The sequence below is a fragment of the Flavobacterium calami genome (assembly GCF_038290035.1).
Lineage (GTDB): Bacteria > Bacteroidota > Bacteroidia > Flavobacteriales > Flavobacteriaceae > Flavobacterium > Flavobacterium calami.
In genome coordinates, this window is the sequence record NZ_JBBYHS010000007.1 from 97,940 (window position 1) to 118,215 (window position 20,276).

Genomic DNA, 20,276 nt, shown 5'->3' on the forward strand with positions numbered 1-20,276 from the left:
TGTTTCAAGTTACTCACTGAACGTGAAAACTAAAAGTTAAAACCTTAAAACTAGTTATGTTTCTTCGTATCCATTTCGAGTCACACACAGAACGTGAAACCTGAAACTTTAAACTTGAAACTAAAAATTAAAATCCGCTTGGTTTCAAATGTAAACCTGTGGTTTCTTCTAATCCGAACATTAAATTCATGTTTTGAATCGCTTGTCCTGAAGCACCTTTGGTTAAGTTATCTATAATTGATGTTATGAGAACCCGGTTTCCTTTTTTCAATAAACTAATAATACATTTATTCGTCTGCACCACTTGTTTCATGTTGATGTTTGTTGTGGTAATGGTTACAAAAGGCTCATCTTTATAGAACTCTTCGTATTTTGCAACCAAATTTTCCAAACTATCATCACATAATGTGTAAAGCGTCGCAAAAATTCCTCTTGGAAAATCTCCTCTATTCGGAATAAAAAGCAATTCGCTATCAAAATCGTCCTGTAACTGTACTAAACTTTCTCCAATTTCTCCCAAATGCTGGTGTTCAAAAGCTTTATAATGCGACATATTATTGTTTCTCCAACTGAAATGAGAAGTTTCCGAAAGACTTACTCCTGCTCCTGTACTTCCAGTTGTGGCATTAATATGAATATCATTATTTAGCAAATTGTGCTTCGCTAAAGGCAATAATGCCAACTGAATAGCTGTTGCAAAACAACCAGGATTTGCGATATAATTTGCTTTTTTGATTTCGGCTTTATTGATTTCAGGCAATCCGTAAATAAAATCTTTTCCTTCGAAATGAGCGTCTTTATTCAATCTGAAATCATTTCCTAAATCAATGATTTTTGTATGACTCGCAAACTGATTTTCTTTCAAAAATGAAATTGATTTTCCGTGCCCTAAACACAAGAAAACAACATTCACATTCGGATTAATTTCAGCTGTGAAATTCATTTCAATATCGCCCATCAAATCGTGATGCGCTACAGAAAGCGGTTTTCCCGCATTTGTAGTACTGTAAACAAAATCGATGTTTACATTTGGGTGATACATTAAAATTCTGATAAGTTCTCCGGCCGTGTAGCCCGAACCACCAATAATTCCGACATTAATCATGATCTAATTTGTTTACAGATGAGAAAATATTTTGAGCATTTCCTAAAATCTTAATAAATCCTTTTGCATCGTCAGACGTCCAGGCATTGTTCATTTCTCCGTATTGACCGAAACCTGTATTCATCAAATCGTTTTCAGATTCAATTCCGTCAAGTGAGAAATGATATGGTTTTAATGAAACTGTTACCGTTCCGTTTACTGTTTTTTGTGTGTCTTGCAAGAAAATTTCAATGTTTCTCATCACCGGATCTAAGAACTGACCTTCGTGGAATAACATTCCGTACCAGTTTCCTAATTGTTCTTTCCAGTATTGTTGCCATTTTCCAAGAGTGTGTTTCTCTAATAAATGGTGGGCTTTGATGATAATTAACGGCGCAGCAGCTTCAAAACCAACTCTTCCTTTAATTCCGATAATGGTATCTCCAACGTGAATATCTCTACCAATTGCATAAGCACTTGCCAGTTTTTCCAGCGCCACAATATTGTTTGATGGTTTATCTGTTTTTCCGTTTAAACCAACTAATTCTCCTTGTTCAAAATGAAGCGTTACTTTTTCTTCACCTTCTTTTTGCAATTGTGATGGATAAGCTTCACCTGGCAATGGCTGACCTGAAGTTAGAGTTTCTTTTCCTCCAACACTTGTTCCCCAAAGTCCTTTATTGATAGAATATTGTGCTTTTTCCCAAGAATAGTGAACTCCGTTTTGAGCCAGATAATCCACTTCTTCTTGTCTAGATAATTTTAAATCTCTAATTGGTGTGATGATTTCGATTTCCGGAGCAATAGTCTGGAAAATCAAATCAAAACGAATTTGATCGTTTCCTGCACCAGTACTTCCGTGAGCGATTGCAGTTGCTCCTACTTTTTTCGCATATTTTATAGCTTCAATTGCTTGAAAAACACGTTCAGCACTTACTGATAATGGGTATGTATTGTTTTTTAATACGTTTCCGAAAATCAGGTATTTTATAGCTTTATCGTAATATTTGTCTAAAATGGTTAAGTTGGCGTGCTGTGCACTTCCTAACTCATAAGCTCTTTTTTCGATTGCTGATAATTCTTCTGCACTAAATCCTCCTGTATCAACAAGAACGGTATGAACTTCATAACCTTTTTCATTTTTTAAATATTTCAAACAATACGAGGTATCTAATCCTCCGCTATAAGCTAATACTACTTTTTTCATTTTTTATAATTTTGGCTAATACTTTCGTATTTAGCAGTTTGAGATTTCTTTTAATTAAATTTTGAATAGAAAAACAAATGACAATATTTTGTTTAAGAATAAAGCCTGTTTGATTTTTTTAAGTCTGCTTAAAACAGCCTCATTAAAAGGATGTCTCGGCGGTGTTTTTTGTTTTTCTTTTGGGTCATACAACATTCCGGTACAAAGGCACATTTTGTTTTGTTTGCTTTGTAGAATTTCAAAATTAGTACAGGTTTTACATCCATTCCAAAAACTTGGATCAGTTGTAAGTTCTGAGAATGGAACAGGTTTATAGCCTAAATCTGAGTTGATTTTCATTACAGCCAAACCAGTTGTAATACCAAATATTTTTGCCTCTGGATATTTTTTTAAAGAATAATCAAAAACTTTTGATTTTATCTTTTTAGCCAAACCAAGATTTCTGTAATCCGGATGTACGATTAAGCCTGAATGCGCTACGAATTTTCCATGCTGCCAGCTTTCGATATAACAAAAACCTGCAAATTTCCCATCAGCCAGAGCAATCATCGCATCACCATTGGACATTTTTTTCTGAATGTATTCAGGAGTTCTTTTAGCGATCCCCGTACCTCTTAACAAAGCAGACGATTCTATTGTGTCACAGATTTCCTGTGCAAATTTGAAGTGTTCTTCCTGAGTAACAACAATAGAGATTTTCATTTCAATAATTGAAGTTTAGCGTTAAATATTAAAACGTATTGTTTGGTTTGAAATCTAAAAAACCAGTTAACAACAGACATAACAGAAGCACTACCTTTAAAATCAAAAATCTGATTAAGGAAAATTTTATAAAAATAAATACTTTTGGTATATATCTGTCCGATGGACAATGTATGTGATTTCAAAATGAAAAATGAATATAAATAAATACGCGACGAAAAACTCTTGAATACTATGCTAATAGCATCCGTACTTCGGGAGAAGTACCAGGAGAGATTGTCCGTGACAAAGAAGTTATATGTAAACTTATTTTATTCATGGTGCAAAATTACATTATTTTTTTATTTAGAAAACTAATTTTTAAAATTCTAACGTTTTTTTAATACAATGTTATTTTTTTTCAACACAAAAAAGCCCAATAGATTCTATAAACCTATCGGGCTGAATTAATTATATATTTACTTTTTAATTTTTGGTGAACGGTATAACCTGTCCATTCTGTAAAATTGTCATATCAAAAGCTGTTTTTGCTTCGTTAAACTTGAATTTCAAACCTGCTCTGCTAGATTGAAAAGTATCTTTTTCTCCAGCAACAGGTTCAACAGTAAACTTTGGAAAATCTGTAATTTCTACATTTAACGCACTGCTTTTTTCTGTAAACTCAATTTTCAAAGGAGCTCTTGTAGTAGAATAAATTCCCAGATAACCATCAAGAATAACGTCTTTTTCAATTTTACCCTTGGAAGCTGCCCAAATATTATTCGAATCATTATAATCTGGAAAAACGTGATCCGGATCCAATACAATACTTTCTATTTCTTCTGTCGAATTATGTTTGAACGACCAGTCATTATTACGCTGCCAAATTTCCACAGGTAAATTAACCCTTGTTACTTTTCCGCTTTTTCCTTTCACATCTAAAACAATAGGCATTGGCATTTTATCAAAATTTTCAACATTGATGATAACCCCTTTTGCAGGATTATTTTTCACATATTTAATTGAGTTTATTCCCTGATCAAAACGCCAGTTGTTCACATACCAGCTTCTCCAAAACCAGCTTAAGTCTTCACCCGCAACATTTTCCATAGATCTGAAGAAATCATCCGGAGTTGGGTGTTTGTAAGCCCATCTTTCAATATAAGTTCTAAACGCAATATCAAAACGTTCTTTACCCAAAACCTGCTCTCTCAACAAAATAAGACCTGCACTTGGCTTAAAATAACACAATGTTCCAATATTGGCTTCTTTCATATTATCAGGAGAACTCATGATGGTTTCTAGATCCGGACTCGTGAACGCTTCTGCTTCTTCATGATAATCGGTTGGCTTTTCTTTGTATTCACCATTATTAAAAGCAGCTGTACTCAATGAATTGATAAATGTATTAAAACCTTCATCCATCCAGCCGAATAATCTTTCGTTTGAACCCACAATCATCGGGAACCAGATATGACCAAACTCATGATCTGTAACTCCCCATAAATCCTGCCCTTTCGATTTCCATCCACAGAAAACGATTCCCGGATACTCCATTCCGCCCTCATTCCCTGCAACGTTTGTCGCAGCCGGATAAGGATACTCAAACCATTGTTTAGAATAATGTTCAATTGATGCTTTTACATATTCTGTTGAGCGTTCCCACGCATTATTTCCGTTACTTTCAACCGGATAAGCGGATAAAGCCAGAGCTTTTTTACCGCTTGGAAGATTAATTTTTGCACCATCTAAAATAAAAGCCGGTGATGAAGCCCAAGAAAAATCACGTGCATTTTTGATTTGATAATGCCAGGTTTTTTCAGCAGAAGCATTGTTTTTTGCAGTTGCTGCAACTTCTTCTGCAGAACGAATCGTAACCGTTTTATCGCTTTGAGAAGCTTCTTTATAACGTTTAAATTGCTCAGCTGGCAGTACTTCTCCACCGTTTAACAATTCCCCTGATCCAACAACATAATGATTTGCCGGAACTGTAAGTTTTACATCAAAATTACCATATTCCAGATAAAACTCAGAAGCCCCCAAATATGGCGCTGTATTCCAACCTCTTACATCATCATACACACACATCCGCGGATACCATTGTGCAATAGTAAAGATTTTACCGTTTTTAGTTTCCAAAACTCCCATTCTGTCAGATCCTTCAAAAGGTGCAACAAATGAGAACTCTATTTTAATTTTTACAGATCCGCCTTTTGAAGCCAGTTCCTGTGGCAGAAAAATCTGCATTCGGGTATCTGTAACTACATATTTTACATCAGTTTCTGTAGTTTTCTTTCCTGATGAAATTACTTTTACTGATTTTATTTTGTTTCCTCCGTCAAAAACCTGCCCCTGTGCACCGTTACGGCTTCCTGTCAAAGGAATGACAGCATTTCCTCTTGAATCATTTTTGAATAAATTCTGATCTAAATTCAGCCAGACAAAAGACAATTTATCCGGACTATTATTGGTGTACGTAATTATATCAGTACCAATAATTTCGTTTGTTGTGGCATTTAATTTTGCTGTAATTTGATAATCAGCTCTGTTTTGCCAATATTCAACCCCCGGCTGACCACTTGCTGAACGGGTTGGAGTACCGTTTTTAGTGTAAAAATGCGGTGCGAAAGCATCATGGTAATTGTATTTATTAACAGAATTTCCGGAGGTCTTTGGAGCTTCCTGCGCCCAAACCGAAGAAAATCCTACAAAAAAAGCCATACTCAATAAGGCTTTCGAGAAGTTTGTTTTCATATTTATACCTATTTATGTAACAAATTAATGAAAAAAAAAGCTATTTACAGAGAAAAGTAAAACCTTTAATTTAATTTTAAATAAATTTTATCAAAACAACAATTCACTTATTTAAAAAGATAAAAAAACAGATTTTAAAAATATATTTACAGCCATTATAGAACATAAAACATTTATATTTTGAACACTTCAATCTCCAATAAAACCCTAAAAGCATCCATAAAACATGCGGGTGCAGAATTATTTTCGTTAATCAGCAACGAAGGACAAGAATATATGTGGAATGGAAATCCTGACTATTGGCCAAAACACTCCCCTATTCTTTTTCCGATTGTTGGAAGTTTAAAAAATGAAACTTACACGTTGAATGAAAAAGATTTTCACTTACCCAGACACGGTTTCGCCCGCGATATGGAATTTCAATTGATAGAAAAAACAGAATCGTCTGCACTATTTTCTTTGACATATAATAAAGAAACACTTCAAAAATATCCTTTTAAATTTGAATTGCAGATTATTTACAGTCTTAACGAAAACAAACTAAATATTGCTTATAAAGTAATCAATAAAGAAGAAAAACAACTTCCTTTTTCTATAGGTGCTCACCCAGCTTTTGCTATGCCTGGAGATTTTTCTAACTACAGTATTCAATTTGAAAAAGATGAAAAACTAGAATATTCGCTTTTAGAAGATGGCTTAATTTCAAATATTACTCAACCATTGACAACTTCAGACAATGTAGTTCAGTTGGATTACAAATTATTCGAAAAAGACGCTTTGGTTTTTAAACGCTTAGAGTCAAATTCGCTAACTATTTTTGAAAACAGAAAGCCTTATCTGAATGTTGATTTTAAGGATTTTCCAAATTTAGGAATCTGGACCAAAGAAAATGCTCCTTTTATTTGCATTGAACCCTGGTTTGGTTATGCTGATACAACTGAAAAATTTGGGGATTTATTTAAAAAAGAAGGAATATTGATCCTTGAAGCAAATGAAACTTTCGAAGCCTCATTTGATATCGAAATTCTTTAAAACATAAAAAAACCATTTTGAAGTGTATCAAAATGGTTTTTTCTATTTAAATCCGGAATCAAATTACCTGCTCCACTCCGAAATACTATCTTTATTCATTTTTACATAATCCTGATTATTCGCAGCTTCAGCAGCGGCCAGAGAAATTTTAGCGGTTTCTATAGCACCTGCCTTGTCGCCTTGTTTTGCCTGAATTAATGATTTTAGTCTGGATAAATAATAAGGCTTATCCTGACTCATTTCCCAGGCGCGGTCCACATAATCTCTTGCGTTTGTCAAATCTCCATTGGACTGAAACAAATATTGTGATGCTGCATAATAATCATTCCATGTTGGCCCAGCCAAAGTTTTCTTGATACTCGCTGTAGCTGTTTTTGCTGTAGGCACTTCAAACTTTAATGCCACACGAGAGTTTTCCCAAGCCATTTCTAAATGACCAAAATTCTGATCCAGGCTATTGATACCAATCGTAAATGTTTCAACCGGAATAGTCAATGCTTCTTCCTTAACAGTTGTTTTCAAAGCTACATAAGCATCACTCCAGTTTTCCGGAAGCCCCCAATTGTCTGTAGAAAGATAAAAAATCACTTCCCAGCTTTCTATTTTTGGAATAGTATAAACGGAATATTTACCTTTTTTTAGAGTTTTACCGTCAATAATAACATCATCACTAAAGTTGATAATTGTATTTTCATTAGCGCCCGTTCTCCATAACTTTCCAAACGGAACTAAATTTCCAAATACTGGTCTCCCTTTGGCACTTGGTCTTGAATACGTAACTTCAACATCAGTAAGCCCGACAGTTTGTTTAATATATCCTTTCGGACTTGCCTGCGGCGTTTTTATTTGCGCTTCTGTAGCAAAAGGAGCCAAAATAATGGCAAATGCAATTAGCAGTTTCTTCATTTTCTTAAGTTTATTTTGTTTTTTTCAAATTTACAAATTCACAAAAGGCGAAAAAGTTAAATTTTACTTAATTCAAACGCTTAATTGTGATATTCTCAAAGCATTTAATTCATTAAAATGATCGATCACCAAACTTGCTTCTGATAAATCCTGCCCTTCAGAATTTTGACTTCTGTAACCAATACAAAAAATCCCGGCACCTTTGGCTGCTTTTACACCATTTGTACTATCCTCAATTATGATACAATTTTCTTTCGGAGCAATTGACAACGAAGCTGCATGTTCAAAAATTGCAGGATTTGGTTTTGATTGCGGAAAATCCTCCCCGCTTACAATTGCCGAAAAATACTGATGAAGATTAAATCGGGTAAAAACACGGTCAATTGTTACTTTTGAAGCTGAAGAAGCTAAAATTAACTGAATCCCGTTTGCATGCAGATCTTTAATTAAATCCTCTACCCCTTCTAATAAATACAAATCTTCTTTGGTATCAAAAGCATCATTAAAAATACTTCTTTTTCTTTGAATCAATTCTTCAACACCAGATTCTATTGTTGGAAAAAATTCCTTTAAAGTCTGAAATGTATTTCGTGTTGAAAATCCTGTAAACGAAGTATACATCTCTTCCGATACCTCTATGTTTAATTCTGAAAACTGTTTATAATAAGCATAACGATGAACGGGTTCTGTATCAACAATTACACCGTCCATATCAAAGATTACTGTTTTAATCATTTTTTTGTTTTATAAAGGTTTTGAACTCCTTAAGGATTCTAAGTTCTCATAAATAATTTAATAACTCAAAATCTTAATATTAGTTATAACCTATTCTTTTTTAAGTAAGTGACGAATTACGGTTTCTGCAGCATGTAAACCAAACAAAGCCGGAATATAACTATTGGTTCCGTAAAATGACTTTTTAAAATTCTTACCATCTGTCATTCGTAAACTCTTCTTATCAGGAATCTCAGGAGAAAAAATAACTTTTAACTTATAAATTTTTTCTGCTTTTAATCGGCGCCTAATTGTTTTTGCAAAAGGGCAATAACAGGTTTTTGAAATATCTCCAACTTTTACTTTTGAAGCCAGCATTTTTCCGCCAGCTCCCATACTGCTTATAATTTTTATTTTTTTACGTTTTGCTGCAAAAATTAAATTTAGCTTTGGTGTTACACTATCAATACAATCCAAAACATAATCAAACTCTGGAGAAACGATTTCAAAAGCACGTTCCGGAGATAAAAATTCCTGTACTTTGGTTAGTTTTAATTCAGGATTAATATCCATCAGACGATCTCCAACAATTTTAATTTTCGGTTCTCCAACAGTAGAATGCAAAGCAGGTAACTGTCTGTTTATATTAGTAATATCTACAACATCGCCATCAACGATAGTCATATTTCCCACTCCGGCCCTTGCCAAAAACTCAGCTGCAAATGAGCCAACTCCTCCTAAACCTACAACTAAAACATTTGCGTTTTGCAGGTTATTTAATCCTTCTTTTGTAAATAAAAGCTCGGCTCTTTCTGTCCACTCTGCCATATATTTCTTTTGTTATTTTAGTTTTATTTGTTTCATATTTTATTTTGGGATTTGATATATCGTTTTAAAAAAACATTAATCAAACCCAAAAACGTCTTTATAATTACCTGAAATTACACTTTGTAATTCTTTTATTTTTAAACCTTTATAATCAGAAGCCAAATTATAAATTTGTTGTATATTTTCTTCAATTGTATCCGTTTCCAAAAAGAAATGATTATCAGGAATTTGTTGAAAAACCGTTTTTAAATCCGGATTTTGTAATAAGTATTTTCCAAACGAAAGATAGAATCCTTCCTTAATAAGCTGATCTGCAACCTGACTGTTTTTAGAAAAGCCATGAATAATCATTGGAACGGAAATCTTCAGTTTCTTTTTAATAGCAATCACTTCCTGATACGCTGCCACACAATGAATAACGACTGGTTTTTGATATTTTTCTGCCAAAAACAACTGCTTTTCAAAAACAGCAGACTGCTGTTCCAATGGAGTTTCAATTCTTTTATCTAAACCACATTCTCCTACTGCAAGACAATTTAATGTACTCAGTTTTTCTTCAATAATCTGCAATTCAGAGTCTATTTGGCTTTCCTTAATGTGCCAGGGATGGATTCCAATTGAATAAAATGGAATCGACTCATCAAATTCCATCGGATATTGATTTACCAATTCCAAAATATCCGGATTATTTGTAAACTTATGTGTATGAAGATTAAAGAATTTCATTAGTGAAAAGTTTTTACACCGGCTTTAATTTCTACATTCAAATCATTTTCTGACGGAACAATTGGGCATGAATACTTATAATTGTATGCACAATATGGATTATAAGCCTGATTAAAATCTATTGAAACCGTATTCCCTTTCGGAATTTTTAAGTCAATGTATCTTCCTCCGGCGTAACTTTCTTTGCCACAGGTCAAATCTGAAAAAGGTAAAAACAGATGATCTTTATATTCCTCTTTTTTAGAAAGTTCAACATCCTGATAAACATGAAGCTGTAGCGATACACCGCTTAAAGTAAAAAAAACCGTACCAAATTTAATATATTTGGGTCTTCTGCTTGTAGATGTTTTCATATCGAATGCCTTTTCATTTTTTGCCTGAACAAACTTAGCATTCACAAAATACTTGCTGTTTACAGGATAAAAATCTAATGATTTAAATACTTTCAAATCCTCCTCTTTCAAGGGACTTGTCTTAGCATCAGCATATTCCGAATTAATTTTCTTCTGAAATTTTTCTGCTTCTAAACGACTGAATTTCTTTTGACAGAAGCCCGAAGCAAAAATTAAAAACACAATAAAAACAAAAAGTTTCTTCATTATTAAAATTTTGGCAAAATTAAACCAAAAAATAATAAATCAATTACTCCCTCTAATAATTTATCAATTCAATACTTTTCTGTTTTAAAACACACCTTAAACCGATTTTCATCAAAGAAATAAGACTTTAAATTTCAAATTTCAATTTTAGTTAATTTATTGAACTAATTCAATTTTTTAATTAAAATAATTTTGTAATAATCATTTTTTTGATATTTTTTTTAAATAAATGTCAATATTTAAACTTTTTTACATAAGTTTGCGTAATCGATTACATACTGATTATCAGTATTTTAATTTTAAGCGCTTAGAATTAAAAAAACAATTTTATTAACTATTATCAACCTTAAATTATTATGAAAACAAATTTTAAATTACTTGTTTTATGTTCAATTCTTTCCATTACAGCTTGTGAAAACAGCGACACTCCAATTACAGAAAATGAAAATGCTATCGAAAATCAGGAAGTTACACCAGAAAAAAGCGGTTCCCTTACAGCCAAAAACACCACAGTTACAACTGAAGCAGCTTTAAGATCTGCAGTTTCATCTGCAGTAGCCGGAGATGTTATCACAATTAGCGGTACCATAAACCTTACTCAAACTTTGGAACTGGCAAAAAGCGGTACTTCAAGTTCGAAAATAAATTTAACCGGAGGTGTTTTAAATTGTTCAGGTCAACCATCCGGCAGCTGGGGTGTAAAGGTAAACGGAAGCTACTGGAACATCACCAACATGACCATTAAAAACGCAAAAGACTGTGGTCTGGTTTTTCAAACTGGCGGCTACAATTATGTTTATAATGTAAGTACCCTAGCCAACGGAGATTCTGGTTTACAAATTTATAACGGAGGACATGACAACTATATTCTTTCCTGCAAATCAAACGATAATTATGATGCTGCAAATGCTGGTGAAAATGCTGACGGATTTGCCTGTAAATTATCTGCCGGAAAAAACAATAAATTTGAAAACTGTACCGCTAATCACAACTCTGATGATGGCTGGGATTTGTATGGACAGCCATATACTGTAACTATAAAAGGATGTACTGCAAGTAACAATGGTTTTGGCACAAACGGAGACGGAAACGGATTTAAACTAGGAAGTGCCGGACAAAACGTTGCTCATACTGTAACTAATAATACTGCTACAAATAATTTAGCCTGGGGTTATGATGGAAACGGAAATACCGGACACATCACCATTACCGGCAGTGGAGGTTCTGGAAACGGAAAAGGGTTATTTACCCGTCTGTATTAATATTCCTTTATAAATTTTAAAAGACTGTCCTAACCGGCAGTCTTTTTTGTTATCTGAAGTTCCTACTTTAAAAACAATCATTTTACTTTAAAATTACTTAAAACTAAAAATTAAGTTAAATAACTATTTTTTTAGTTGTGTAACTAAAAAAATAGTTGTAGGTTTGATTCAAAATTAAACGTCATGCAAAAGTTAACTAATAAAGAAGAAGAAATCATGCACATTTTATGGAAGCTTAAAAAAGCTTTTGTAAAAGAAGTTCAGGCAGAAATAACCGAAGATCAGCCCCATTACAATACTCTTTCGACTATTATTCGCAATCTCGAAGAAAAAGGTTATGTTGCACACAATGCCTTTGGCAACACTCATCAATACTACCCGATTGTAAGTATTGAAGATTACAGAAAAGGTTTTATAAGTACTGCAATCGATAATTATTTCAACAGTTCTTATAAAAGTATGGTTTCATTTTTTGCTAAAGAAGAAAAAATTTCTGCTGCAGAATTACGTGAAATCTTAGATATGATCGAAAATCCGAAAGAAGAAAAATAAATAATCATGGAAGCACTTTATATATATATCGCAAAATCATCAGGTTTAATTGTATTATTTTATTGTGCTTACTATTTTTTATTGCGCAAAGAAACTTTTTTCAATAACAACAGGTGGTTCTTATTGGCGGGTTTAATTACTTCTGTACTGCTACCCTTTTTTGTTTATACTAAAATTGTATGGATAGATCCAGTTCCCGCTACAGATTTAAATTTTCCTGAAGTTTATTTAAGTCAGATTCCTGTAAAAAACACCTTTGAAATAAACTGGAATTACGTCATTCTACCCATTTACAGCATAGGTGTTTTAGTATTTCTTTTAAAGCTGATTAAGGATTTTTACCATTTAAATTCTGTTTTAAAAGCAAAAAATATTCAACAACAGGCAGACTACAAATTCATTGATACCTCCGAAAAAATTGCTCCCTTTTCTTACTTTCAATACATAGTGTACAACTCATCAATGTACACCTCTTCTGAGTTAGAAAATATTATTGAGCATGAAAAAGTACATAGTGACCAAAATCATTCTACAGATGTATTGATTTCTCAGGTTTTCTGTCTTCTGTTTTGGTTTAATCCAATTATATGGCTTTATAAAAAGGCAATTATTCAAAATCTTGAATTTATTGCCGACAAAGAAGCTTCGAAAAAAATATCGAATAAAAAAGCGTATCAGTACACACTTTTAAAAATAACAACACACGAAAGCTGTGTTACCATCACCAATCATTTTTATCAATCATTAATCAAAAAACGAATCGTCATGTTAAACAAAAATCAATCAAAAAAGAGAAATCTATGGAAATATTGTGTAATTCTTCCCGCACTTACAACTTTTATGTTATTATTTCAGGTTGAAATCATCGCACAGGAAAAAGGTTCAAAAAGTACAGAAAACCTAAATCCCGATAAGGTAGAATCAATAGATGTTTTTACAATAAACAAAAACACTACAGCTGATGAAATAAAGCAAAGAACAAAAACTTTGAAAGAAAAATTTAATATTTCAGCTGAAGTATCTGAACTGGAAAGAAATTCGACCAACGAAATTACCTCCATTACTATCAATTTAAAAAACGAAAAAGGAGTTACTAAAATCAAAAAAACAGTATCACCAAAAGGAATTGAAAAAATTGGAATCATTATTATTAAAGAAAAAAACGGAACCATTTCATTTAATTTTACCGATGAAAAACCCGTAGTAACTGGCTATAAAACAGAAGATAAGAACATTGAAATAAGAACAAAAAACACCCAAACTTCAAATCTTAATAATGATGCTAAAACTAATTCTGATACTGATACAAACAATAATTCAAATGTTAATACAAATACTTCTGTAAATAAAGACGAAAACATTATAAGAATTACAACTAAAAATGACGCTAAACCATTAATCGTAATTAATGGCGAAATATCAAGTCCTGATTTAGATATTAAAGACATCGATCCGAACAGAATAAGCAGTATAAATGTTTTGAAAGATTCTAACGCCAAAATAAAATATGGTAATTCCGGAAGCAATGGCGTAATTGAAATCATTACTAAAGAAAAAAGTGAAGAATCAAAGCAAAAAACCGAAATAAAACAAAACAACGAGTGGAAAGTAACAGGACACAAAAATTCTGACAATGTTTTATCAACTGTTACTGAAGATCAAAACATTAATATCAAAAAAGTATTAATTGTAATAGATGGAAAAATCACAAATAGCTCTACTAATGATTTAGATCCGCAAAATATTGAACAAATAAATGTTTTGAAAGATCCTGTATCTATATCTAAATACGGTGACAAAGGAAAAAATGGTGTGATTGAAATAACTACCAAAAAATAATTTCGTATTAAATACAAAAAATTATGCAAAAACTAACCAATAAAGAAGAGGAAATCATGCATATTTTATGGAAGCTAAAAAAAGCTTTCGTAAAAGAAGTTCAGGCAGAAATACCTGAAGATCAACCACATTACAATACTCTTTCAACAATTATTCGTAATTTAGAGGAAAAAGGATACGTAAGTCACAATGCTTTTGGCAATACACATCAATATTATCCTGTTGTAAGTATTGAAGACTACCGAAAAGGTTTTATGAGTACTGCGATCGATAATTATTTTAACAGTTCTTATAAAAGTATGGTTTCATTTTTTGCTAAAGAAGAAAAAATTTCTGCTGCAGAATTACGTGAAATCTTAGCTATGATTGAGAATCCAAAAGAAGAAAAATAATTTGCTTATGGAAACACTTTTTATACATATCGCAAAATCATCCGGATTGCTCACGTTGTTTTATTGTGCCTATTATTTTTTACTTCGTAAAGAAACCTTTTTCAACAGCAATCGTTGGTTTTTGCTCTCAGGATTGATAACTTCACTTTTGCTGCCTTTTTTGGTATATACAAAAATTGTATGGATTGACCCTGTTTCAATACCCACTATCAATTATTCACAGGCTTATTTACCGCAAACCATTCAGGACGAAGCCTTCAAAATCAACTGGAACTATGTCTTTATTGCGATTTACTGTATTGGTTTTCTCGCACTTATAATAAAATTTGTAGCAGATTTTTACAACTTGAATTCGATTTTAAAAGGAAAAAAAATCCAACAACAAGCCGATTTTAAATTCATCGATGTAAAAGAAAACATTGCCCCTTTTTCATATTTCGATTATATCGTATACAACTCATCAATGTATACACCCTCAGAATTAGAAAATATTATAGAACACGAAAAAGTACATAGCGATCAGAACCATACCATCGATGTTATAATTTCAAGAGTGTTTTGCGTTTTATTTTGGTTTAACCCGATTATATGGCTATATAAAAAAGCAATATTGCAAAATCTGGAATTCATTGCAGATAGTGTAGCTTTAAAAAAAATATCAGATAAAAAAGCATATCAATACACGCTATTAAAAATAACAACACACGAAAGCTGTGTTGCAATCACCAATCATTTTTATCAATCATTAATCAAAAAACGAATTGTCATGTTAAACAAAAATCAATCAAAAAGAAGAAATTCATGGAAGTATTATGCAATTCTTCCTGCACTTGTAGCCTTTGTGTTTTTATTTCAGATTAAAACTGTAGCACAAGAAAAAAAAGAAGCACTGGAGATTCCCGAAGCGCCAGCTAATGTTGATGTTTATAAAATCAAAAACACAACAACTGATGAAGAATTAAAAGAAATGACTGTAAAACTAAAGAAGATTCATAACGTAGATGTTGAAATTTCTGAAGTAAAGAGAAATTCTAATAATCAATTAACAGCAATCAAAGTTGATGTTGAAAAAGGTACCGGTAGAGATCAAACGATCCAAATTGAAGGTGATTATGCAATCAAAAGCTGCGGAATCATTATTTCTGTTGATAACAATAATAACAAAAAAATCAACATCATTACAGATGACGGAATAGAGAAACCAATAGTTGTTGGAGATAATCTTATTTTAAACGGAACAGGCAGCTGTAAAAACAAAGCAATTACAATTACTTCACTAACTCCTCCCGTTCCTCCTACTCCTCCAGTATTTCCAGCTGGACCAATGCCGCAAGCACCTACACCGGATATGTCAAAAATGCCAAAACCTCCGGTTCCGCCTTCAAACCCAAAAGACAAAGCTGCCATGAGTAAATTTGAGAAAGAAATGTCTGAATTTGAAAAAAAAATGGAATCTTTTGAACCGGATATGTCTGCTTACGAAAAACAAGTTGAAGAAATCATGTCTAAGCATGAAGCTATATTTGAAAAAGAAATGCAAAAGTATGAACTCGCAATGGATAAATTCAACGATGATATGGAGAAATTTACTGAAGATATTCAAATAAAATACGGCAAAGATTCGAAAGAGTACGAAATAAACATGAAGCAATTTGAGAAAGACATGAAGATATTCGAGAAAAACATGAAACTTCATGAAAAAGAAATGAAAAAAATGGAAAAGGAAAGCCAAAAATCTTAAAGCGCTTACCAAAAAAACACAAAAAAGACTTTGCTTAAGGGCAAAGTCTTTTTTTATATCTTTGATAAAAATTAAATTATTATGTTTAAAATCTTAGCCAAAATAAACAAAATCCTTCTGCCAAGTTTTACCAAACAGGGTTTAGATATAGCCAAAGCTAAAAAATGGCAAATGGCTATTATCGGTTATCGGGCATACGTCACTAAACGCGCTTTAGACTAAATTACAAATACCTTTCTGAAATCACTCTTATATGATGATTTTGATGTCCTGTAATGATAAAACCAATTGCTCTTACAGAAATAGCCGTGTTTGAAGCTGTTCCCATAAACAAAAACTGTTGTTCATTAAGGCTTTCAAAAAAACTTATTGTTGATTTTCTTGTGTTTTCATATTCCGTCAATAAACTTTCAATAGAACGTGAATTGGCAAATGCAAAAGGCACATAATCATTTTCGTCAAAACCAGGCAAAGGAGTTTTATCTCCTCTGCTGATTCTTAAAGCCCTGTAAGCAAAAATTCGCTCTGTATCAGTCATATGCAGGATAATATCCTTTATTGTCCATTTTCCTTCTGCATAACGATATTCAAGCTTTTCAGCAGGTATATTTTTAACAAAATCAACCAGCTGTAACAAACCTTCTTTTAAACCATCTGACAATGTTTTATCATTAGCAGCTTTTATATAAGTCGCATTAAAAACAGAATATTCATTTGTTGATAAATCTGAAGCTAACATAATAAATAAATTTAGGCAGAGTTTCTACTTGCATTTGTATTTCCAAAAAGAGAACGTGTTACGATTTTTTCGTACACCTTAATCAAATCCTCATTTTTCATATTTTCTTTATTCAGCTCATTAATTCTTAACAACGCATATTGCTGTATTGTCAACAGTGGCAATACAATACGCTCCCTAATCTGAATCGAAGCTTTACCGTCAGGGTAATTCTCCATCAATGTTTTATGCCCTGCAATTTTAAGCAACAGACGTTCTGTTTCTAAAAACTCGTCATAGATTATTTGCCAGAATTCACCAAACTCAGGATCTTTTCTCATGTAAGCTGTCAATGGTAAAAATGATTTTGCTAACGACATCATACTATTTTCTAAGAGTGTTTTGAAAAATAATGAATTATGATACAAATCACTTACTTTGTCCCACTGACCTGATTCTTCAAAATGTTTTAAAGCTGATCCTACACCAAAAAATCCAGGTACATTTTGTTTCAACTGGCTCCAAGAACCTACAAAAGGAATCGCTCTTAAATCAGCAAAATCCAATTGTTCAGATTTACTTCTTTTTGAAGGACGGCTTCCAATATTGGTTTTAGAGTAGTATTTCAATGTACTCATTTTCTCCAAATACGGAATAAATTTAGGATGGTTTTTAAAACTCAGGTATTTATCGTAACCTAAATTTGCTAATTGCGTTAAAATTTCAGTTTCTTCAGCACTTAATTCATTTTTCTCTTTACCAAAAACCTGATTTGTAACACCGGCACTTAGTAAATTTTCAATATTATAGCGGCAAGAATCCAAAGTCCCGAAATTAGAACTAATAGTTTGTCCTTGTACTGTAATTTGTATTTCGTTGTTCTCAATTTTAGGTCCTAATGACGCATAGAATTTATGAGTTTTTCCACCACCACGCGCCGGAGGTCCACCACGACCATCAAAGAAAATAGCTTTAATACCATATTTTCTTGAAATTTCAGTTAATGAAATTTTAGCCTGATAAATACTCCAGTTTGCCATCAGGTAGCCACCATCTTTTGTTCCATCAGAAAAACCAAGCATGATGGTCTGTTTATTGTCACGCGATTTTAAATGGGCTGCATATTCGGGATTTGTATACAACTGTTCCATTATCGAATGTGCATTTTGCAAATCATCAACTGATTCAAAAAGCGGAATGATATCGACAGTTGGATTTTCCCAATTATTCAAACGAATCATGGCAAAAGTTTCCATAACATTCAATGCACTTTCATTGTTGCTGATAATGTAACGGTTAGCACCAAATTCTCCGTTATTTTCCTGAATCGTTTTAATAGCCTGAACCGATTCTAAAGTCAGTCTGGTAATATCATTATCAAAATCAGCCGGATTAAGATCTCCTTTTACCTTAGACAAAATCACTAATTTTTCATCTTCAGATAAATCAAAATAATTTGCTGGAAAAATATCCGAACCTGAATTTAAATAATGATTTACCACATCATGAAAAACAGCATTATGTATTTTACTATTCTGACGAATATCCAAAGTAGCAAAATGGAAACCAAATAAATTGATTTTAACCAGCAAAGCCTCTAATTCATTTAAGTATAAAGACTGGTGTTTTTCAATAATTATCGCCCTGATTTTATTTAATTGTGTCAACAACTCCTCTAAAGTAATATAAATTTCACCTTTAGAATAAAACACAGACCTATAAAGTTTATATTCAAGTTCAGCAACCAAAGTATCTACTCCTGAAAAAGTTAGCTTTCTTTTCAGGTTTCTCATTTCGATATAATAACATTTTAAAATTGAGGTACGAAGGCGTTCTGCGACTTTTAATGTAATATCTGTTGTTACAAAAGGATTTCCGTCACGATCTCCACCTGGCCAGAATCCAAGTTTTATCAATTGATTTTGAATTGCATCGCCTTCAAGAATGTTTTTTTGCAAATAATGTACAATTTCACCTGCTGTTTCGTAAAATACATTCTCCAGATACCAAATCAAACTAACCGCTTCATCGTACGGATTTGGTTTTTCTTTTTGTATAAAAGGAGTCTTTCCTAACTGAGCCAGTAATTGTTTGATTTTCAATAAATCATTCTGTCTGATTGCTTCAGTCAAATCGTTTATGATACCAAGCACCGGACCCGGATAAAACTGAGTTGGATGCGCTGTCAAAACAGTTCTGACATTGAAGTTTTCAAGAAAATCAATTAATTCCTCATCCTTCTCTTTCGCATCAGATTTCTCTTTAATATCACGCAACGATCCACGACCCTCCATATTGTTAACAACCGGAAAAGCTGCATCTTCAATAGCATCAAACAATACTATTTGGCGTTCGATATACTGAATAAATCGAAACATCAAATCGATTTTTTCTTCCTCAGAAGCGTCATTTAAAAATTTATTTGAGAAAAAATCAAAAATCTCTTTAGGAGTTTCCTGTTTTTTAAAACCTGTTTCGCACGTCTCTGTAAATAATGGAAGTAAAACCCCTGTATTATCAATAGAATCGAAAGGAAGTGTTATAAAAACACTATTGTAAATATGGTATTTTGAGAGAACATCCTGATTGAAACGTTCAATTTTAGGCAACGTATACATAATCCTTTTTATAGTTGTTTTTGGTTATCTAATCATAAAAAAACCCCAAGAAAAACTTGAGGTTATATTTTATATTAATATAGCATTCAAGAAAATATTACATATTTTTGAAAATAGTATGCATCAAACGCTTCTTATCGTTAATACTTTCTTCTAATGAAATCATAGTTTCAGTTCTGTAAACTCCTTCGATATCATCAATCATGAAGATAACTTCTTTAGCATGTTTAGTATCTTTAGCCCTGATTTTGCAAAAAATATTAAATTTCCCTGTAGTTACAGAAGCTACAGTTACAAAAGGAATCTGATTAATTCTCTCTAATACAAATTTTGTCTGAGATGTATTATTTAGGAACACCCCTACATAAGCAATAAATGAATACCCTAATTTATCGTAATCTAAGGCTAATGAAGATCCCATAATTATACCGGCATCTTCCATTTTTTTAACTCTGACATGTACCGTTCCGGCAGAAATCAACAATTTTTTTGCAATGTCAGTAAACGGAACTCTCGTGTTGTCTATTAACATATCTAAAATCTGGTGATCTACTTCATCTAAACGAAATTTACTCATAATTCTTTAATTAATATTACTAATTTGTATTACAAAGTATAAAAAT

The 20,276-nt window shown here is 32.4% G+C and carries 19 protein-coding genes; 7 read left to right on the forward strand and 12 right to left on the reverse strand.

Annotated features, from left to right (window positions below; all coding sequences use genetic code 11):
• Positions 1-127: 127 nt before the first annotated feature.
• The 4 genes from argC to AAEO57_RS07790 all read right to left on the reverse strand — a co-directional run bounded on the left by argC (position 128) and on the right by AAEO57_RS07790 (position 5,726).
• Complete coding sequence (gene argC, locus AAEO57_RS07775; protein ID WP_341691284.1) at positions 128-1,105, reverse strand: N-acetyl-gamma-glutamyl-phosphate reductase; 978 nt, start codon at positions 1,103-1,105, stop codon at positions 128-130.
• Positions 1,098-2,291, reverse strand: a complete 1,194-nt coding sequence (locus AAEO57_RS07780) for an argininosuccinate synthase (protein WP_341691287.1) — start codon at positions 2,289-2,291, stop codon at positions 1,098-1,100. The genes argC and AAEO57_RS07780 overlap by 8 nt, the downstream gene beginning before the upstream one ends.
• 54 nt (positions 2,292-2,345) lie before the next feature.
• Positions 2,346-2,993, reverse strand: a complete 648-nt coding sequence (locus tag AAEO57_RS07785; protein ID WP_341691289.1) for a GNAT family N-acetyltransferase — start codon at positions 2,991-2,993, stop codon at positions 2,346-2,348.
• 465 nt (positions 2,994-3,458) lie between these two features.
• Positions 3,459-5,726 (reverse strand): M1 family metallopeptidase, encoded by a 2,268-nt coding sequence (locus AAEO57_RS07790; protein WP_341691291.1) that lies wholly within the window; start codon positions 5,724-5,726, stop codon positions 3,459-3,461.
• 180 nt (positions 5,727-5,906) lie between these two features.
• On the opposite strand from AAEO57_RS07790, the gene AAEO57_RS07795 reads away from it, so the two are divergent.
• Positions 5,907-6,758: an aldose 1-epimerase family protein gene (locus AAEO57_RS07795; RefSeq protein ID WP_341691293.1), complete on the forward strand. Its 852-nt coding sequence runs from the start codon at positions 5,907-5,909 to the stop codon at positions 6,756-6,758.
• A 63-nt stretch (positions 6,759-6,821) separates the two neighbouring features.
• On the opposite strand, the gene AAEO57_RS07800 is transcribed toward AAEO57_RS07795, so the two are convergent.
• The 5 genes from AAEO57_RS07800 to AAEO57_RS07820 all read right to left on the reverse strand — a co-directional run bounded on the left by AAEO57_RS07800 (position 6,822) and on the right by AAEO57_RS07820 (position 10,531).
• Positions 6,822-7,664 (reverse strand): DUF2911 domain-containing protein, encoded by an 843-nt coding sequence (locus AAEO57_RS07800; RefSeq protein ID WP_341691296.1) that lies wholly within the window; start codon positions 7,662-7,664, stop codon positions 6,822-6,824.
• Between the two features lie 72 nt (positions 7,665-7,736).
• Complete coding sequence (locus AAEO57_RS07805; protein ID WP_341691298.1) at positions 7,737-8,399, reverse strand: HAD family hydrolase; 663 nt, start codon at positions 8,397-8,399, stop codon at positions 7,737-7,739.
• Between the two features lie 90 nt (positions 8,400-8,489).
• Positions 8,490-9,206 carry a tRNA threonylcarbamoyladenosine dehydratase gene (locus tag AAEO57_RS07810; protein WP_341691300.1) on the reverse strand — a complete coding sequence of 239 codons (717 nt, stop codon included), beginning with the start codon at positions 9,204-9,206 and terminating at the stop codon, positions 8,490-8,492.
• Positions 9,207-9,281: 75 nt separating this feature from the next.
• Entirely contained in the window at positions 9,282-9,932 is a 651-nt protein-coding gene (locus AAEO57_RS07815; RefSeq protein ID WP_341691302.1) for a TatD family hydrolase, read from the reverse strand.
• Positions 9,932-10,531 (reverse strand): DUF1684 domain-containing protein, encoded by a 600-nt coding sequence (locus AAEO57_RS07820; RefSeq protein WP_341691304.1) that lies wholly within the window; start codon positions 10,529-10,531, stop codon positions 9,932-9,934. Before AAEO57_RS07820 ends, AAEO57_RS07815 begins: the two co-directional genes overlap by 1 nt.
• Positions 10,532-10,887: 356 nt before the next feature.
• Between AAEO57_RS07820 and AAEO57_RS07825 the strand changes: the two genes are divergently transcribed.
• The 6 genes from AAEO57_RS07825 to AAEO57_RS07850 all read left to right on the forward strand — a co-directional run bounded on the left by AAEO57_RS07825 (position 10,888) and on the right by AAEO57_RS07850 (position 16,539).
• Positions 10,888-11,793 carry a right-handed parallel beta-helix repeat-containing protein gene (locus AAEO57_RS07825; protein ID WP_341691306.1) on the forward strand — a complete coding sequence of 302 codons (906 nt, stop codon included), beginning with the start codon at positions 10,888-10,890 and terminating at the stop codon, positions 11,791-11,793.
• Between the two features lie 183 nt (positions 11,794-11,976).
• Positions 11,977-12,345: a BlaI/MecI/CopY family transcriptional regulator gene (locus AAEO57_RS07830; protein ID WP_341691308.1), complete on the forward strand. Its 369-nt coding sequence runs from the start codon at positions 11,977-11,979 to the stop codon at positions 12,343-12,345.
• Between the two features lie 6 nt (positions 12,346-12,351).
• The gene (locus tag AAEO57_RS07835) at positions 12,352-14,184 is read left to right on the forward strand and encodes a M56 family metallopeptidase (RefSeq protein ID WP_341691310.1); all 1,833 of its coding nucleotides are present in this window, start codon (positions 12,352-12,354) and stop codon (positions 14,182-14,184) included.
• 23 nt (positions 14,185-14,207) lie between these two features.
• Positions 14,208-14,576 carry a BlaI/MecI/CopY family transcriptional regulator gene (locus tag AAEO57_RS07840; RefSeq protein ID WP_341691313.1) on the forward strand — a complete coding sequence of 123 codons (369 nt, stop codon included), beginning with the start codon at positions 14,208-14,210 and terminating at the stop codon, positions 14,574-14,576.
• A gap of 7 nt (positions 14,577-14,583) precedes the next feature.
• A complete protein-coding gene (locus AAEO57_RS07845; protein WP_341691314.1) occupies positions 14,584-16,317 on the forward strand; it encodes a M56 family metallopeptidase in 1,734 nt (577 codons plus the stop codon).
• A gap of 81 nt (positions 16,318-16,398) precedes the next feature.
• Entirely contained in the window at positions 16,399-16,539 is a 141-nt protein-coding gene (locus tag AAEO57_RS07850; protein WP_035681328.1) for a hypothetical protein, read from the forward strand.
• Position 16,540: 1 nt separating this feature from the next.
• Here the strand turns inward: AAEO57_RS07850 and AAEO57_RS07855 are convergent, their stop codons facing one another.
• From AAEO57_RS07855 to AAEO57_RS07865, 3 genes are all read right to left on the reverse strand, one after another.
• Positions 16,541-17,056 (reverse strand): DinB family protein, encoded by a 516-nt coding sequence (locus tag AAEO57_RS07855; RefSeq protein WP_341691315.1) that lies wholly within the window; start codon positions 17,054-17,056, stop codon positions 16,541-16,543.
• 11 nt (positions 17,057-17,067) lie between these two features.
• Positions 17,068-19,653 carry a phosphoenolpyruvate carboxylase gene (locus AAEO57_RS07860; RefSeq protein ID WP_341691316.1) on the reverse strand — a complete coding sequence of 862 codons (2,586 nt, stop codon included), beginning with the start codon at positions 19,651-19,653 and terminating at the stop codon, positions 17,068-17,070.
• 97 nt (positions 19,654-19,750) lie between these two features.
• Positions 19,751-20,230 (reverse strand): Lrp/AsnC family transcriptional regulator, encoded by a 480-nt coding sequence (locus AAEO57_RS07865; protein ID WP_007805990.1) that lies wholly within the window; start codon positions 20,228-20,230, stop codon positions 19,751-19,753.
• Positions 20,231-20,276 lie beyond the last annotated feature (46 nt).

Bases quoted from the DNA above. Each gene is read 5' to 3' on its own strand.
- AAEO57_RS07800 (WP_341691296.1), bottom strand. From the start codon at position 7,664: ATGAAGAAACTGCTAATTGCATTTGCCATTATTTTGGCTCCTTTTGCT.
- AAEO57_RS07845 (WP_341691314.1), top strand. From the start codon at position 14,584: ATGGAAACACTTTTTATACATATCGCAAAATCATCCGGATTGCTCACG.
- AAEO57_RS07865 (WP_007805990.1), bottom strand. From the start codon at position 20,230: ATGAGTAAATTTCGTTTAGATGAAGTAGATCACCAGATTTTAGATATG.
- AAEO57_RS07835 (WP_341691310.1), top strand. From the start codon at position 12,352: ATGGAAGCACTTTATATATATATCGCAAAATCATCAGGTTTAATTGTA.
- argC (WP_341691284.1), bottom strand. From the start codon at position 1,105: ATGATTAATGTCGGAATTATTGGTGGTTCGGGCTACACGGCCGGAGAA.
- AAEO57_RS07825 (WP_341691306.1), top strand. From the start codon at position 10,888: ATGAAAACAAATTTTAAATTACTTGTTTTATGTTCAATTCTTTCCATT.
- AAEO57_RS07840 (WP_341691313.1), top strand. From the start codon at position 14,208: ATGCAAAAACTAACCAATAAAGAAGAGGAAATCATGCATATTTTATGG.
- AAEO57_RS07855 (WP_341691315.1), bottom strand. From the start codon at position 17,056: ATGTTAGCTTCAGATTTATCAACAAATGAATATTCTGTTTTTAATGCG.
- AAEO57_RS07860 (WP_341691316.1), bottom strand. From the start codon at position 19,653: ATGTATACGTTGCCTAAAATTGAACGTTTCAATCAGGATGTTCTCTCA.
- AAEO57_RS07830 (WP_341691308.1), top strand. From the start codon at position 11,977: ATGCAAAAGTTAACTAATAAAGAAGAAGAAATCATGCACATTTTATGG.
- AAEO57_RS07815 (WP_341691302.1), bottom strand. From the start codon at position 9,932: ATGAAATTCTTTAATCTTCATACACATAAGTTTACAAATAATCCGGAT.
- AAEO57_RS07850 (WP_035681328.1), top strand. From the start codon at position 16,399: ATGTTTAAAATCTTAGCCAAAATAAACAAAATCCTTCTGCCAAGTTTT.
- AAEO57_RS07805 (WP_341691298.1), bottom strand. From the start codon at position 8,399: ATGATTAAAACAGTAATCTTTGATATGGACGGTGTAATTGTTGATACA.
- AAEO57_RS07785 (WP_341691289.1), bottom strand. From the start codon at position 2,993: ATGAAAATCTCTATTGTTGTTACTCAGGAAGAACACTTCAAATTTGCA.
- AAEO57_RS07790 (WP_341691291.1), bottom strand. From the start codon at position 5,726: ATGAAAACAAACTTCTCGAAAGCCTTATTGAGTATGGCTTTTTTTGTA.
- AAEO57_RS07810 (WP_341691300.1), bottom strand. From the start codon at position 9,206: ATGGCAGAGTGGACAGAAAGAGCCGAGCTTTTATTTACAAAAGAAGGA.
- AAEO57_RS07820 (WP_341691304.1), bottom strand. From the start codon at position 10,531: ATGAAGAAACTTTTTGTTTTTATTGTGTTTTTAATTTTTGCTTCGGGC.
- AAEO57_RS07780 (WP_341691287.1), bottom strand. From the start codon at position 2,291: ATGAAAAAAGTAGTATTAGCTTATAGCGGAGGATTAGATACCTCGTAT.